The 15,587-nt window shown below is 56.3% G+C and carries 12 protein-coding genes; 4 read left to right on the forward strand and 8 right to left on the reverse strand.

What is annotated here, in order from left to right; genetic code table 11:
* Positions 1-55: 55 nt before the first annotated feature.
* Together RHM56_RS01830 and RHM56_RS01835 are read left to right on the forward strand one after the other, a co-directional pair.
* Complete coding sequence (locus RHM56_RS01830; protein ID WP_322237980.1) at positions 56-352, forward strand: hypothetical protein; 297 nt, start codon at positions 56-58, stop codon at positions 350-352.
* Between the two features lie 60 nt (positions 353-412).
* The gene (locus RHM56_RS01835; RefSeq protein WP_322237982.1) at positions 413-3,187 is read left to right on the forward strand and encodes an RHS repeat-associated core domain-containing protein; all 2,775 of its coding nucleotides are present in this window, start codon (positions 413-415) and stop codon (positions 3,185-3,187) included.
* Positions 3,188-3,283: 96 nt separating this feature from the next.
* Here RHM56_RS01835 and RHM56_RS01840 read toward each other — a convergent pair whose 3' ends face one another.
* From RHM56_RS01840 to RHM56_RS01875, 8 genes are all read right to left on the reverse strand, one after another.
* Positions 3,284-4,258, reverse strand: a complete 975-nt coding sequence (locus RHM56_RS01840; RefSeq protein ID WP_322237984.1) for a peptide ABC transporter ATP-binding protein — start codon at positions 4,256-4,258, stop codon at positions 3,284-3,286.
* Positions 4,258-5,226, reverse strand: coding sequence for an oligopeptide/dipeptide ABC transporter ATP-binding protein (locus tag RHM56_RS01845; protein ID WP_322237986.1), 969 nt, complete (start codon positions 5,224-5,226; stop codon positions 4,258-4,260). Before RHM56_RS01845 ends, RHM56_RS01840 begins: the two co-directional genes overlap by 1 nt.
* A gap of 10 nt (positions 5,227-5,236) precedes the next feature.
* Entirely contained in the window at positions 5,237-6,148 is a 912-nt protein-coding gene (locus RHM56_RS01850; RefSeq protein ID WP_322237988.1) for an ABC transporter permease subunit, read from the reverse strand.
* A 10-nt stretch (positions 6,149-6,158) separates the two neighbouring features.
* Positions 6,159-7,169, reverse strand: a complete 1,011-nt coding sequence (locus tag RHM56_RS01855) for an ABC transporter permease subunit (RefSeq protein WP_322237990.1) — start codon at positions 7,167-7,169, stop codon at positions 6,159-6,161.
* 75 nt (positions 7,170-7,244) lie between these two features.
* Complete coding sequence (locus tag RHM56_RS01860; RefSeq protein ID WP_322237993.1) at positions 7,245-8,840, reverse strand: ABC transporter substrate-binding protein; 1,596 nt, start codon at positions 8,838-8,840, stop codon at positions 7,245-7,247.
* Positions 8,841-9,027: 187 nt separating this feature from the next.
* Entirely contained in the window at positions 9,028-10,395 is a 1,368-nt protein-coding gene (locus tag RHM56_RS01865; protein WP_322237995.1) for an OprD family porin, read from the reverse strand.
* 399 nt (positions 10,396-10,794) lie between these two features.
* Positions 10,795-12,420 (reverse strand): ABC transporter substrate-binding protein, encoded by a 1,626-nt coding sequence (locus RHM56_RS01870; protein WP_322237998.1) that lies wholly within the window; start codon positions 12,418-12,420, stop codon positions 10,795-10,797.
* Between the two features lie 309 nt (positions 12,421-12,729).
* Complete coding sequence (locus RHM56_RS01875; RefSeq protein ID WP_322238000.1) at positions 12,730-13,446, reverse strand: SIMPL domain-containing protein; 717 nt, start codon at positions 13,444-13,446, stop codon at positions 12,730-12,732.
* Positions 13,447-13,676: 230 nt separating this feature from the next.
* On the opposite strand from RHM56_RS01875, the gene RHM56_RS01880 reads away from it, so the two are divergent.
* Positions 13,677-14,939, forward strand: coding sequence for an ATP-binding protein (locus tag RHM56_RS01880; RefSeq protein ID WP_322238002.1), 1,263 nt, complete (start codon positions 13,677-13,679; stop codon positions 14,937-14,939).
* On the forward strand, positions 14,932-15,492 hold the full coding sequence (locus RHM56_RS01885; RefSeq protein ID WP_322238004.1) for a response regulator transcription factor: 561 nt from the start codon (positions 14,932-14,934) through the stop codon (positions 15,490-15,492). Before RHM56_RS01880 ends, RHM56_RS01885 begins: the two co-directional genes overlap by 8 nt.
* Positions 15,493-15,587 lie beyond the last annotated feature (95 nt).

Here is a 15,587-nt window from a genome sequence, read left to right on the forward strand (position 1 = left end):
CCCCATAAGGCGGAGTAGTTTTAAGCCGTCCCCCCACCACAGGATGGAAATGGCTATGAAGCTTTTTCAGCGTTTTGTGTTGTTGCTTAAGGTGTTGGTGTTGTTGACGGTCAGTGCATCAGCGGCATGGGCGAGTAACCCGTTGCAGAGTCCGGGGGCAGGGGTTTCTGCCACAGGTATGCCGGGGCCGACAGTTAATGCTTTGTACAAATCAGATTCGGAGCCGGGTGATCAAGGCCAGGGCGGCAGCTCAGGCTACGACGACCAGACCGACGGTGATGGTGGCGCCAATGGCGGTGGCAGTAGCGGCGATGACAGTAGCGATGACGACGATGGCGACAGCCAGACATAAACCCTGGCCCCTGTAGGCGCGAGACAGGCTCGCGCCTACAGAATACGGTGGTTAAGAGCAATGGTTCATCGCCTGTTTGCCTGTTTAGCGCCCGCCAAAGCAAAGGTAATGTTCATGCCTCGCTCACCAACGTTGTTATGCCAGCACACCCCGACCTTGGCGGTTTTTGATCCGCGTGGCTTGCAGGTCCGTACTGTGAGTTTCTGCCGCTCAGCCGAGACAGGCCCTGCCGATGAACGGATAAACCGAAACGCTTATGACGCCATGGGCCGCTTGCAGGCGCAGTGGGACCCGCGTTTGTGGGCACTGCACTCGCAAGGCGCACCAGCCAATGTGAACGTTGTTTATTCACTCACGCAAAAAAGCGTGTATTCGGGGCGTTCAGATGCAGGAGAGCGTACCCACTTGTTTAATGATGCTCAGCAATGTGTTCAGCAATGGGACAGCCAAGGCAGACTGCGCCTGAGTGTCTTTGACGGTTCTATGCGTATCAAGGCTACGTTTGAGGAGGGCATATGTTCGGCGCGATATGAATACGCCGATGGTCGTGATGAGTTTTCCGGGCATAACCAATGCGGGCGCTTGATTCGGCATGATGACTCTGCGGGGACTCAGACGTTTAATGAATTTGCTATTAATGGTGGTGTGACGTCACAGACTCGGCGTTTTCTTCGTGATCTTGTAGAGCCTGATTGGCCACTCCAATGGCAAGAGCGGGAGGAGCTGCTTGAACCACTCAACCAGCAAGCCACCACCACGTGGGTCTATAACGCTCAAAACGATTCAGTGGCGCAAAAGGATGCAAAGGGTAATCAGCAGTTTTTTCGATACAGCATTGCCGGTCAATTACAGTCCGTTAGCGTGCAGTTAAATAATCAGTCCGCGCCGCAGTGTGTTGTCAGTGCTATTGGATATAACGCTCAAGATAAAATTGAACAGGAAGTTACGGGTAACGGGGTGACGAGTACAGTTCAGTATTGCCCGGCCAGTGGCCGGATGATTCGGATTAAAGCGCAACGCTCTTCGGGCTTTGTTTTGCAGGATTTGCACTATCAGCACGACCCGGTCGGCAACATAATCAGTGCCGAGGATGCTGTTCCATCCACACGCTACTTTGCCAATCAGCGTGTGGAACCCGTTAACCGATATGCCTACGATAGCGTGTACCAGTTGATTGAAGCCACAGGATGGGAGGCGGGCGGTTTAAACAAGGGGCCGTTTTTCAATCGCTTTGCTGATACCCGGGCGGTGGGCAATTATTGGCAAACGTATACTTACGATGCCAGTGGCAATGTGTTGAGCTTGGCGCACGTGGGACCACAGTCCCATAGCCAGGTGATGACCATCGCACAGTACAGTAACCGGGCACTCCCCGAGCGTGAAGGGGGCGCCCCTACTGAAGAAGAGATCGCGGCAGCGTTTGATGGCAACGGTAACCGGTTGATGCTCCAGGCCGGGCAATCAATGATGTGGGATTCGCGTAATCAGTTGCGGGAAGTGAACCCTGTAGCGCGTCCGGATGGCAATAATGATAGTGAACTCTATATTTATGGTGCCAATGGCCTGCGTTGTCGCAAGGTACGGTTAGCCCAGACCAAGGCTCGAACACTGATCTCGGAAACACGCTATCTCCCGGGCCTGGAGTTACGAACGTGCGCTGTTACCCAGAAAGTCGTTCAAGAGATCCGTATAAATGCCGGGCGTACTCGGGCTCGGGTGTTGCAGTGCATTACGCCACCTGAAGGTGCTAACGATCCAGTGCTTTACTGTCTCACTGATCACTTGGGTTCTGACTGTATAGAGTTGGACAGCGAAGCTCGGATCATCAGTCAGGAAACCTATCATCCTTTCGGCACAACGGCTTGGTTTGCAGGACGCAACGAAGTTGAGTTCCGTTATAAAACGCGTCATTACTCAGGGCGAGAGCATGATGCAACAGGCCTTGTCTATTACGGGCTTCGTTATTATGCCCCTTGGTTAATGCATTGGTTGAATCCTGACCCTCTGAGCGATATTGACGGATTAAATCTTTATCGATTCGTCCACAATAACCCGGTGACACTACTGGATGTGTTGGGGGCCCTACCCACCGATGATGAGGCTGATGTAGAGGTGGCCCTGGAGGCCGTAGAGTCATCCGATCACTTTTATGAACAGATCACTTATGAAGGTATCGATAGCAGAGCGGCAGATGACGCGAGCAATAGCTATAAAACCGAGGGTATTGCTCAAAGGCTGTTTGATCTTGACTATCAGTCATTCTCCGGGGGTAAGCGGGAATTTAATATGATCAACACTGTTGATCTGGAGAGTGGGCTGGTTTCTACCGATATTACTGCTCGGGATGGTTTTCAGGCTGTGGCTGGTATCTTTGTGAATGTGTATACGCCTTCAAAGTGGGTGTTTAAAGAGAACTATCGAGAGTCTCACGCGGGCCAGCAATTTTTTGCCAATGACATTACGCGGCATCAATACCGACTGGTTTCGAAAGCCATGGGCTTCTTCGGAAAACTGCCTTCGATGATTGTCAGATTTGATGTTCAAAACTATCGGACCCTAAAAGAAACCAGTGGGCTGGAAAATCATCACGCGCAGATGCATCGCGTCTTTCTGGGCAATACGCCCAATGGCAAAAGCACCGCCAGGATTCTTAAGGATTTTGGGCTGCGTGCGACGGGCGTAGAGCGAAAAAATGAACACGGGCTGCAAAATTTTTATATTTCAATCGTGCCTGATTTTTTCAACCCCAAGCTAGCGTGGAAGTCTGCAGTGAAACGGACAATTGCGAGTCATAAGCCCAATGGCGGCAACGCAAGCAGAGTGGGGCGTTCCTGATGCCGTGGTAGGAGCGAGCGTGTTCGCGATCTTTTGAACATCAACCGATCACGAGCAAGCTCGCTCCTGCAGGGCCTTGTTGTGCGGGCTGATTTATTACGCCTGTAAAAACAGCTCCGCGTGATGGCAAGCTACTTGGCGGTTATCCAGCACACGCAATGACGGCTCATGAGTGCTGCAAAACTCGGTCGCATACGGGCAGCGCTTGTGGAAGGCGCAACCTGAGGGCGGGTTCAGCGGGTTGGGCAACTCGCCGACAATTTTGATTTTTGGCTTGAGCGGGTCCGGGTGAATGGTCGGGGTCGCTGACAACAGCGCCTGGGTGTAGGGGTGCAGCGGCCGGGTGTAGATCTCTTCTTTTGGGCCCATTTCTACTGGGCGGCCCAGGTACATCACCAGCACTTCATCGGCCACGTGCCGCACCACCGCCAGGTTGTGTGAGATGAAGACGTAGGCGGTGTTGAATTCTTGCTGCAAGTCCATGAACAGGTTGAGTACCTGCGCTTGAATCGATACGTCGAGCGCGGAAGTCGGTTCGTCTGCCACCAGCACTTTGGGTTGCAGCATCATCGCCCGTGCCAGGGCGATGCGTTGGCGCTGTCCCCCCGAGAACATGTGCGGGTAGCGGTGGTAATGCTCTGGGCGCAAGCCGACCTGTTTCATCATGGCCTGAACCTTGTCGCGGCGTTCGCTGGCGCTCAGTTGGGTGTTGATCAGCAACGGTTCAGCCAACTGATCCCCGACTTTTTGCCGAGGGTTGAGCGAGGCGTAAGGGCTCTGGAAGACCATCTGTACATCTTTGCGCAGTTGTTTGCGTTCAGCCTTGTTGGCGCCTGCGACTTCTTGTCCGGCGATTTTCAACGAGCCGGAGGACGGTTCTTCAATCAGGGTCAGGGCGCGGGCCAAGGTGGATTTGCCACAGCCTGATTCGCCGACCACGGCCAAGGTTTTCCCGGCTTCCAGTTCAAACGATACGCCGTTGAGGGCGCGTACCTGCGCGTGACCCTTGAACAGGCCGCGGGACACTTCGTAATGACGGGTTAGGTCGCGGGCAGTAAGAACAACAGTCATTACGCCACCTCCTGATTCAAGGGAAAGAAGCAGCGCACTTGGCTATGGGTTTGGGGGAAAAGGGCCGGGCGTTGTTGGCGGCAGCTGTCTTGCACGTACGGGCAGCGCGGTGACAGCAGGCAACCTTGCGGACGGTCGTAACGCCCCGGCACGATGCCGGGCAAGGTCGCCAGACGTGCAGCGCCCATGCTGTGTTCCGGGATTGCGGCCAGTAGCGCCTCGCTGTAGGGGTGAGCCGGCACGTCGAACAGATCGGGCACTTGACCCACTTCGACCGCCTGACCGGCATACATCACGCAGACCCGCTGTGCGGTTTCAGCCACCACGGCCAAATCGTGGGTGATGAGCACCAGCCCCATGTTCTGTTCGCGTTGCAAGTTGAGCAGCAAGTCCATGATCTGGGCTTGAATGGTCACGTCCAGCGCGGTGGTCGGCTCGTCAGCGATCAGCAGTTTGGGCTCGCCGGCAATCGCCATGGCAATTGCTACACGCTGGCTCATGCCACCCGACAGTTGGTGCGGGTAGGCCTCCATGCGACTGGCGGCGCCGGGTATTTCTACTTTTTCCAGCAGCTCGATGGCGCGTTTACGGGCGTCTTTTTTCGACATTTTAAGGTGCAGGCGCAGCACTTCTTCAATCTGAAAACCCACGGTGTAGCTGGGGTTCAGCGCGGTCATCGGGTCTTGAAAGACCATCGCCATGTCTTTACCCACAATTTGTCGGCGTTGACGCGGGCTAAGGGTGAGCATGTTGGTGCCGTCGAAGCTCAGCGCGTCGGCGGTGACGATGCCGGGGTGCTCGACCAGGCCCATCAGCGCCATCATGGTCACGGACTTGCCGGACCCCGATTCGCCGACGATGGCCAGGACTTCGCCTTTATCCACAGACAGGCTCAAACCATCGACCACGGGCACGGCATTGGCGTCGCCAAAGCGGACGTTGAGATTCTTGATTTCTAGCAGTGACATGGGAATCTCCTCAGGCGGCGTTCTTGAGTTTCGGGTCCAGCGCATCGCGCAGACCGTCGCCCATCAGGTTGATTGCCAGCACGCTGAGCAAAATGGTCAAGCCGGGCAGGCTCACGACCCACCACGCACGTTCAATGTAGTCACGCGCCGAGGCCAGCATTGTGCCCCACTCCGGAGTGGGCGGTTGTACGCCCAAGCCCAGAAAGCCCAGGGCGGCCGCGTCGAGAATGGCTGACGAAAAGCTCAGCGTGGCCTGTACGATCAAGGGCGCCATGCAGTTGGGCAGCACGGTGATGAACATCAGGCGTGGCAAGCTGGCACCGGCCAGGCGAGCAGCTGTGACGTAGTCGCGGTTCAGTTCGCCCATCACCGCCGCGCGGGTCAGGCGTACGTAGGACGGCAGCGAGACCACGGCAATCGCGATCACGGTGTTGATCAGGCCAGGGCCGAGGATGGCGACAATCGCCACCGCCAGCAGCAACGAGGGCAGGGCCAGCATGATGTCCATTAAGCGCATGATGCCGGGGCCAAGCAGGCGCGGGAAGAACCCGGCGAACAGGCCCAGAATCACGCCCGGGATCAGCGAAATCACCACCGATGACAAGCCGATCAGCAGCGACAGGCGCGAACCTGCGATCAGGCGTGACAGCATGTCACGGCCCAGCTCGTCGGTGCCCAACAGAAATTGCCAATTGCCACCCTCAAGCCAGACCGGCGGGGTCAGCAGGAAGTCGCGGTATTGCTCGCTCGGGTTGTGGGGCGCGACCCATGGGGCAAAAATCGCGCAGAACACGATGATGCTCATGAAGATCAGGCCAGCTACAGCGCCTTTGTTTTTGGCGAAGGCATGCCAGAACTCTTTGTACGGGGATGGATAAAGCAGGCTTTGATCCACTTCAGTCGCGTTGGTTGATGTGCTCATGGTCAGGATCTCAGCGCTGGTGGCGGATGCGTGGGTTGGCAAGGCCGTAGAGGATGTCCACCACGAAGTTGACCAGAATCACCAGGCAGGCGATTAGCAGGATGCCGTTTTGCACCACGGGATAGTCCCGGGCACCAATGGCTTCGATCAGCCATTTGCCGATTCCAGGCCACGAGAAGATGGTTTCGGTGAGCACGGCTCCCCCAAGCAGGGTGCCGACTTGCAGGCCGATCACGGTTAACACCGGGATCAGCGCGTTGCGCAGGCCGTGCACGAATACCACGCGTGCCGGTGACAGGCCTTTGGCTCGGGCGGTGCGGATGTAGTCTTCGCGCAGCACTTCGAGCATGGATGAACGGGTCATTCGCGCAATCACCGCCAGCGGGATGGTGCCGAGCACGATGGCTGGCAGGATCATGTGGTGCAGCGCGTCCCAGAAGGCTTCGGGTTGATCGCTGAGCAGGGTGTCAATGAGCATGAAGCCCGTCTTTGGCTCGATGTCGTAAAGCAGGTCGATACGCCCGGTCACAGGGGTCCAGCCCAGCCCGACGGAGAAGAACATGATCAGGATCAGCGCCCACCAGAAGATAGGCATGGAATAACCCGCGAGCGATAGTCCCATGACCCCGTGGTCAAACAATGAGCCGCGCTTGAGCGCCGCAACAACCCCGGCCAGCAGCCCGAGGACGCCTGCAAACAACAGCGCGAACAGTGCCAGTTCAAGGGTTGCCGGGAACAGCACGGAAAATTCGCTCCACACGCTTTCACGTGTGCGCAACGACTCTCCCAGGTCGCCGTGGGCAAGCTTGCCGACGTAATCGAAATACTGTTCGTACAGCGGCTTGTTCAGGCCCAGACGCTCCATGGCTTGAGCGTGCATTTCAGGGTCTACCCGACGCTCACCCATCATGACTTCGACTGGATCGCCGGGGATCATGCGAATCAGGGCAAAGGTCAGCAAGGTGATGCCGAAGAACGTGGGGATCAACAACCCCACGCGGCGGGCAATAAAACTAAACATCGTGTGGTGTTCCTCATCAGCCGGTTAGGCAAGTCCGCCATTGCTCGGGTGAACGCTGGCGGGTTTTTTATTGTTCTACTTCACCTGGGTAGTGGCGAAATTGTTGTTGGTCAACGGGCTTAGGGTGTAGCCCTCGACGTTTTTGCGCATGGCTGTAAAGAGCATAGGGTGTGCGACGTTGATCCAGGGTTGTTCTTGATGAAATATCACCTGTGCTTGTTCATAGAGTGCCGCCCGTTCTGCGGGTTCACTGATGTTACGGGCTTTGGTGATCAGGTCTTCGAAGGCTTTATTGCACCAGCGTGCATAGTTCTCGCCGTTTTTGGCAGCCTCGCAACTAAGCAGCGGGGTCAGGAAGTTGTCCGGGTCGCCGTTGTCGCCGCCCCAGCCCGTGGACACCAGGTCATGCTCGCCGGCTTTGGAACGCTTGAGCATTTCACCCCACTCCATGACCCGGATGTCGAGTTTGAGCCCGATTTTTGCCAGGTCCGATTGCAGTAACTGAGCCCCCAGCATCGGGTTGGGGTTGGTCGGTCCGCCGCCGTTGCGGGTGAATAAGGTGAAGGTCGTGCCTTCGGGTACGCCAGCCTCCTTGAGCAGGGCGCGGGCTTTGTCCAGGTCACGGGGGGGGCTTTGCAGTGTTTTGTTGTACCCCAGCATAGTCGGCGGGTAGGGGGTGATGGCCAGCAGGGCATTGCCATCGCCGTGCACGCTGTTCAGGTACGTCTGTTTGTCAAAGGCCATGTCGATGGCCTGCCGTACCCGCACATCGCTGAGGTATTTGTGGCTGGAGTTCATGGCGATGTAGCTGGTCATCAGGGCAGCCAGTTCATCGACCTTGAGGTTAGGGTCTTTACGAATGTTGGAGACTTCATCGGGTTTGGGGTACAGCGCGACCTGGCATTCGTTGGCCCTGAGCTTTTGCAGGCGCACGTTGCTGTCGGTGGTCACGGCGAAAATCAGGTTGTCAGTTGGTGGCTTGCCACGGAAGTAGTCCGGGTTGGCCTTGAAGCGCACTTGGGCGTCTTTGTTGTAACGCACGAAAATGAACGGGCCGGTGCCAATCGGCTTGCTGTTCAGCTCGGCCGTTTTACCAGCCTTGAGCAGTTGATCAGCGTACTCGGCGGAGTAAATCGAAGTAAATGGCATGGCCACATCGCGCAAAAATGGCGATTCGGCATGGTTGAGCGTGATTTTGACGGTCATGTCGTCCACTTTCTCAACGCTTTTGAGCAGGTTTTTGAAGCCCATGCTTTCGAAATAAGGAAAACCGACTAGCGAGAGCGCATGCCACGGGTGATTTGGGTCCAGTTGGCGCTGAAAACTCCAGATCACATCGTCGGCGTTAAGGGGGCGGGTCGGTTTGAAGTAATCGGTGGTGTGAAACTTGACGCCGGGGCGCAGGTAAAACGTGTACTGGAGGCCATCGGCGCTGATGTCCCAGCGTTCAGCCAGGGCGGGCTCAACATCGGTGGTGCCCGGCTTGAAGTCGACGAGGCGGTTAAGGAGGGTTTCTGCCGAAGCATCGGCCGTCACGGCAGTGGTGTATTGGACGATGTCGAATCCTTCGGGGCTGGCTTCGGTGCAGACCACCAGATTTTTGGCCGACACACTGATAGCGATGCTGAACAGTGTCACGGCAAGGGTCGTATGCAGTGGAAGTTTTTTCATCGAAATCCTCTCTCTTCAAACATGAAGTAATCCTTTTTTACGTCTCCAGGCCTGTGGGCGCCTGGCTTTCCAGCGATGCAGACGACGCTTTTTGTCTGATACACCGGGTCGATGCTATCGCTGGCAAGCCAGCTTCCACAGGTCTGCAGTCCTTATCGCCGTGGCCTTGTTGTGCCTAACGAAACGTTTACAGAATATTGAACGGGATGGTTGTCACCAGACGAAACTCGTTGATGTTGCCATCAGACTGGTTTTTGCTGGCTCGGTGCGTGGTGTAAGTCGCGCGGATAGACGTGGCTTTCAGTGGACCGCTTTGGACTGCATAGGATGTGCCAACGCTGTACTCGCTGTGGGTTTCACCGTCCATGTTGCGTACGTTATAGGCGGTGCCTTTGTAGTCGGTGCCGTCGATGCCCCAACCGCGTGCGTGGTAGGCGTTGAACTTGAGGCCGGGAATACCGTATTGCGCCATGTTGATGCTGTACGCCAACTGCAGTGATTTCTCGTTGGGGCCGTTAAAGTCCGAGAACAATGAGTTGGCTAAGTGGATGCCGTTTGTTTCGTGCAGGTAATCGAAGTACTCGTCACCGATGATTTGCTGGTACGACAAGCTCACGGTATGGGCTTGGTGAGTCAAGCCCAGTGCCAGGCTGTAGGCGTCGTTGTTGATCTCGCCCAGCGCTTTTTTGCCGGTATCGAGGGTCTTGTAGTATTTAAGGTCGGTGTTGACGCCCAGCACTGCATTGTCGCCCCACTCGTGGGTGGCACCGAAGTAGTACTGGTTCCAGAAGTCTTCAACGTGGGTTGCGAAGAGCGTGGTTTTCAGGCTTTTAAACGGCTGGTAGTTAAGGCCCGCGACGCTGGCGCGATCTGTTTCGACCCCAAGGGCGCCATATTCACTGCGCAACTTGCTGATACTTTGCTCGGTGCGTGGCGAGACCCTGTCAAATGAGCCCGCGTCGAACGACAGGTTGTTGAATTCTTTACTGTGCAAGGCCAGCCCTTGGAAGCTTGAGGGCAGTGCCCGGTTGCCGATCACATCAATGCTCGGACTGCTGAAGTTCTGTCGGCCCACGGTCAGTGTGGTGTTGGAAATCCGTGCGCTGAGGTTGGCTAGCCCCAGCTTGCTCCACTGATCAATGGCATCGCCGTTGCTATGAGTCAGGGTGCGGTTGTTGGGGCCTGCAATGTCTTTTACGTTGCGATCCAGCGCCATAGCGTTGTAAACCGCGACTTGAGTGCTGAACCCCACAGTGCCCTGAGTAAAACCAGAGGTGTAATCGACAATAGTGCCCTGCACCCAGTTGATCCGGCGCGGGGTGGATTCTCGGACGCCATTATCGAGGTAACTGAAGCGATCGTTACGGCGCTTGAGTTCATTGGCATACCAGTTGCGTGTAGTACCGCTCAAGGCCTGCTCTTCAATAAAGCCCTTGGTCTGGCTTTGCTGGCTGGCGCCTGGTGTTAATTGTGTGGCAATAAATTCGTCGGCATGTGCCTGCGCTGTGAGGCCAGTGATGGATAAGGCAAGTAGCGCGCGTGTTGTCAGTTTCATGATTGAGGCTCCTGTTGTTTTTTATTGCTGTTCTTTTATGAGGCTCGGTTTTTTTGGTGCTTTTAGAACGCTGCAAACGTTTGCTCTGGCTATTTTTGGCAAGGGCTCAACGCGCCACGCGAGGTGGCCAGCAGAGGTCATCAAGGAGTTAGCCAGTCGTTCAGGCAGATGTTTGAGAAGGCTTCATGGCTGAGGGCCTAGAGTGCCTAGACAAGCCTCGACGTTAGGGGCGCGGCGCGAGGTGGTAAATGCGTCGCGGCTGATAAGTGCGTAGGAAGTGTCTTTTTGTCTTACGGTGTCTGCTGTAGTACGCAGTGGCCTTTAGATGGCGGGGAGAGGGGCTTACGGGGTGTGCGGCAGGGGACTGAATGCGGCGTTGTCGCCGCATTCACGGGTTACTTATTTATCGACGCTGACGCCGTAGAAAGACATCAAGCCCAAGGGGCTGATCTTGAAGCCTTCAACGTTTTTGCGCATCGGCTGATACACCGTTGAGTGGGCGATCGGTGTGAGCGGGACTTGTTCTTTGAGCAACTTCTGGGCTTGTTCGTAGAGTTTGGTTCGCTCGGTTACGTCCGTGGTGTTCTTGGCGGCCGTGATCAGTTTGTCGAACTCGGGATTGCACCACTTGGAGAAGTTGTTGCCATTGATCGCGTCGCAGCCGAACAGGGTGCCGAGCCAGTTGTCCGGGTCACCGTTGTCGCCGCTCCAGCCAATCAGCATCGCGCCGTTTTCACCGCCTTTGGAGCGCTTGATGTACTCGCCCCATTCGTAGGTCATGATCTTGGCCTTGATGCCGATCTTGCCCCAGTCCGCTTGCAGCATTTCAGCCATCAGCTTGGCATTCGGGTTGTACGGGCGTTGAACCGGCATGGCCCACAAGGTGATTTCGGTGCCTTCCTTGATGCCTGCTTCCTTGAGCAGTTGCTTGGCCTTTTCAGGGTCGTAGGGCGCGTCTTTGATCGACTCGTCATACGACCATTGGGTCGGCGGCAAGACGTTGGTCGCCAACTGGCCTGCGCCCTGATACACCGAATCAATAATTTGTTGTTTGTTCACTGCCATGTCCAGCGCCTGACGAACCTTGAGTTGGGCCATCGGGTTGGGCTCGTCGCTGCCTTTGATCTTGTCCATCACGTTGTAGGCGATGTAACCCGTGTTGAAACCTGCCTGGTTGGGCATCTTCAGGTTGGGGTCTTCTTTGAGGGATTGCAGGTCAGCAGGGCGCGGGTAAATGGTGATCTGGCATTCGTTCTTTTTCAGCTTTTGTACGCGTACCGACGGATCGGTGGTGATGGCGAAAATCAGGTTGTCGATTTTGACGTCTTCAGGCTTCCAGTACGCTTTGTTGCCGGTGTAGCGGATGTTCGAGTCTTTCTGGTAACTCTTGAACACGAACGGGCCAGTGCCGATGGGCTTCTGGTTGATGTCGGACGGGTTGCCGGCTTTCAGCAGTTTGTCGGCGTACTCGGCCGATTCAATGGAGGCAAAGTGCATGGCCATGTTTTGGATAAAAGCGGCGTCAACCTTGTCCAGGGTGAACGTGACGGTGTGGTCGTCGACTTTTTTGACTGATTTGATGTTTTTGTCCATCCCCATGTCGGTGAAGTAGGGGAATTCGGTGGGGTAGGCCTTACGGAACGGCATGTCTTTGTCGAGCATGCGGTTGAAGGTGAAGAGCACATCGTCGGCGTTGAAGTTGCGCGTGGGGGTGAAGTACGGCGTGGTGTGGAACTTGACCCCTTCCCGTAAATGGAAGGTGTAGGTCAGGTTGTCCGGTGAAGTGTCCCAGCTCGTTGCCAGCCCGGGAATGACGTTGGTGCTGCCGCGTTCGAACTCGCTGAGGCGGTTGTAGATCGTTTCGGCCGAGGCATCGAAGTCTGTGCCGGTGGTGTATTGGCCGGGGTCAAAACCGGCCGGGCTGCCTTCAGAGCAATACACCAGATTGGTGGCTGCCTGGGCGAAAGGTGCGCTTGCCAGCAGGCTGGCACCCACCAATAAAGGAATGACCGCGTGTTTGAACATGGATACCTCTGTTTTTTGTCATTTTTAGTGTGAGGGCGACCCGTTGAATCAGCCTCTCGATACTTACCCCGTCCTGGCCGGTGCAACATGCGCAGCGCGGGTCTGGGTTAACCATAGACCGTTCACGTGTCGCTGCCGGTCGATCCTGACGGGGTGTTACTTATCTAGGCTCTTGGCGGGAAAATATGTAAGCGCTTATTTGTTTGTGCGTAGGAGCATTCCCTATTGTTTGTGGGTGGGTGAGTGTCGCAGGCATAAAAAGCCCTTGAGGCGCGAAGGCTTCAAGGGCTTGGGTGATGGCGGTGGTGCTTAAGGCATTTGAATTTCAATCACGCCATCAGCACTCATGCTGATCTCGCTGGTACCGGCTTCGACTTCAGGTGTCGGCGCGGAATCCATGGCCGGGGATGCCGCTTTCATCATCATCTCGCTGCGCATGTACGGCTGCGGGTAGCCGTTGCTGTTGAGGTTCAGGTTGACGATTTTGTAACCCTTGCCGCCCAGTGCATCGGTGGCCAGTTGAGCGCGGGCCTTGAAGGCATTGACCGCATCTTTGAGCAGGGCGTCTTCGCTGGTTTTGCGGGTGTGATTACCCACGGTGAATTGCATATTGCCCATTTTCAGGGTTTGCATCAGATCGCCGGTGAGTTTGGACAAGGCTGCAAAATCGGTGCTTTCCAGGCGCAACTCAGCGCGCTCACGCCAGCCGGTGATCTTTTGGGTTTTGTTGTCGTAAATCGGGTAGCTGTTTCGGTTGCCCTGGCGCAGGGTGACGGCTTTAGCTTGCTTGGCCTCGCCAATGGCTTTGTTCATGATCGTTGTGACTTCGGCAGCCAGCTTGGCCGAATCAGTATTTTGCGCCTCGGTGTACAGCGTCACGATCATCAAGTCGCGCGGCACTTCCTGACTGGCTTCTGCGCGCAGCGAGACCTGGTTGTAATTCACCCCCTCAGCCAGTGCTGGAAGGCTGGCAAAGGCGCCAATGGTCAGAGTCAGTAGGGTGGCAGTGCGCTGAAACGTAAACATAGAAGCTCCTTGGGTGAGGTCAGCAATACGCATAAGACTCTAGTGGCCAGTATTCGGTTCGCCCAGTTACATTTTCGATACAACTGAGCCCGCTCTCACAGGGATGGCAGTTGCGCAGTAGCGCTTTTCCAGAAAAACACACTGTGGCCCATTGCCGCACTTTTGCCTGCCAGGCCGTCAGCTTGGTTATACTCCGTGCGGTCCGCCTGGAGCACTCATCAGGAGAGCTCATGCTCGCCCCCGTTCAGTTATTGTCCGCAACCCGTCAGAACCTCTGGCGTCTTACGTTTATCCGCATGCTGGTGCTGGCCGCGCAAGCGGGCTCAGTGGGCATCGCCTATGGGTTCGATCTGCTGCCGCTGCCGTGGTTTCAGCTGTGCCTGACCTTGGGTTTTTCGGCGCTGTTGTGCGCGTTTACTGCCATTCGCTTGCGCACTACCTGGCCGGTCACCGAGCTTGAATATGCCCTGCAATTGGCTTGCGACTTGTTTATCCACAGCGCTTTGCTGTATTTCTCCGGGGGCTCGGCCAACCCCTTTGTGTCTTATTACCTGGTGCCGCTGACCATCGCGGCGGTGACGCTGCCGTGGCGCTTTTCGGTCATTTTGACCGGCATTGCGCTGGCGCTTTACACGTTGCTGCTGTTGCAGTTTTACCCTGTCGATGCCGCGCCGTTCTTCCGTGAAAAACTGCAGATTTACGGCATGTGGCTAAGCTTTGCGCTGTCAGCCGCCGTCATTACCTTTTTCGCCGCCAGAATGGGTGAAGAACTGCGTCGTCAGGAAGAGCTGCGTGCCTTGCGCCGCGAAGAGGGGTTGCGTGACCAGCAATTGCTGGCCGTTGCCACGCAAGCGGCCGGTGCCGCTCATGAACTGGGGACGCCACTCTCGACCATGAGTGTGTTGCTCAATGAGATACGCCGCGACCACCTCGACCCCGAGTTGCAAGACGACCTGAGTGTGCTGCAGGACCAGGTCCAATTGTGCAAGCAAACCTTGCAGCAACTGGTCCGTGCCGCTGAGGCCAACCGTCGTCTGGCCATTGAGGTGCAAGACGTTACCGACTGGCTGAATGAAGCGTTAAACCGCTGGCATTTGATGCGTCCTGAAGCAACGTATCGCTTTCAGTGCCTGGGACACGCGCCGATTCCGCGCCTGGCGCCACCGCCGGATCTGACCCAGGCGCTGCTTAATTTGCTGAACAACGCCGCAGACGCCTGCCCGGAAGGGCTGGAGGTGACGGTGGATTGGGATGCGGTTGATCTGACCATCAGTATTCGTGACCACGGTGCGGGTGTGCCGTTGGCCATCGCTGAACAAATCGGCAAACCTTTTTTTACCACCAAGGGCAAAGGTTTCGGCCTGGGCCTATTCTTGAGCAAAGCCAGCGTGACACGCGCAGGCGGCTCGGTAAAACTCTACAGTCATGAGGATGGCGGCACGCTCACCGAGCTGCGCCTGCCACGTGTCGCCCGAGGAAACGAAAATGAGTGAAGAAATTCAGGTCGAAGGCGAAGAACTGCCGCATTTGCTGTTAGTGGATGACGACGCGACGTTTACCCGAGTCATGGCCCGCGCTATGTCTCGACGCGGATTTCGCGTCAGTACCGCCGGCTCGGCCGAAGAAGGGTTGCTCCTGGCTCAGCAGGACTTGCCTGACTTCGCCGCGCTGGACCTGAAAATGGACGGCGACTCGGGTTTGGTGTTGCTGCCCAAATTGCTGGAACTGGACCCGGAAATGCGCGTGGTGATTCTCACCGGTTATTCGAGCATCGCCACGGCGGTTGAGGCGATCAAGCGTGGCGCCTGCAACTACCTGTGCAAACCTGCCGATGCTGACGATGTGGTCGCGGCCTTGCTGTCCCAGCATGCCGACCTTGAGACGCTGGTGCCGGATAACCCCATGTCGGTAGACCGCCTGCAGTGGGAACACATCCAGCGCGTGTTGGGTGAACATGAAGGCAATATCTCCGCGACCGCCCGCGCGCTGGGCATGCATCGTCGTACCTTGCAGCGCAAGTTGCAGAAACGTCCAGTCCGTCGCTGAACCTAAGCTGTCGCCATTTCGTTACAACTTGCAACGAAATGGCGACAGGCTCTAGTCTGTAATCAGACGTTTCAGTGCGTCGTGTGCCGGTCGTC

Origin of the sequence: Pseudomonas sp. CCC3.1 (genome assembly GCF_034347405.1) — a bacterium.
In the GTDB taxonomy this organism is placed as follows: domain Bacteria; phylum Pseudomonadota; class Gammaproteobacteria; order Pseudomonadales; family Pseudomonadaceae; genus Aquipseudomonas.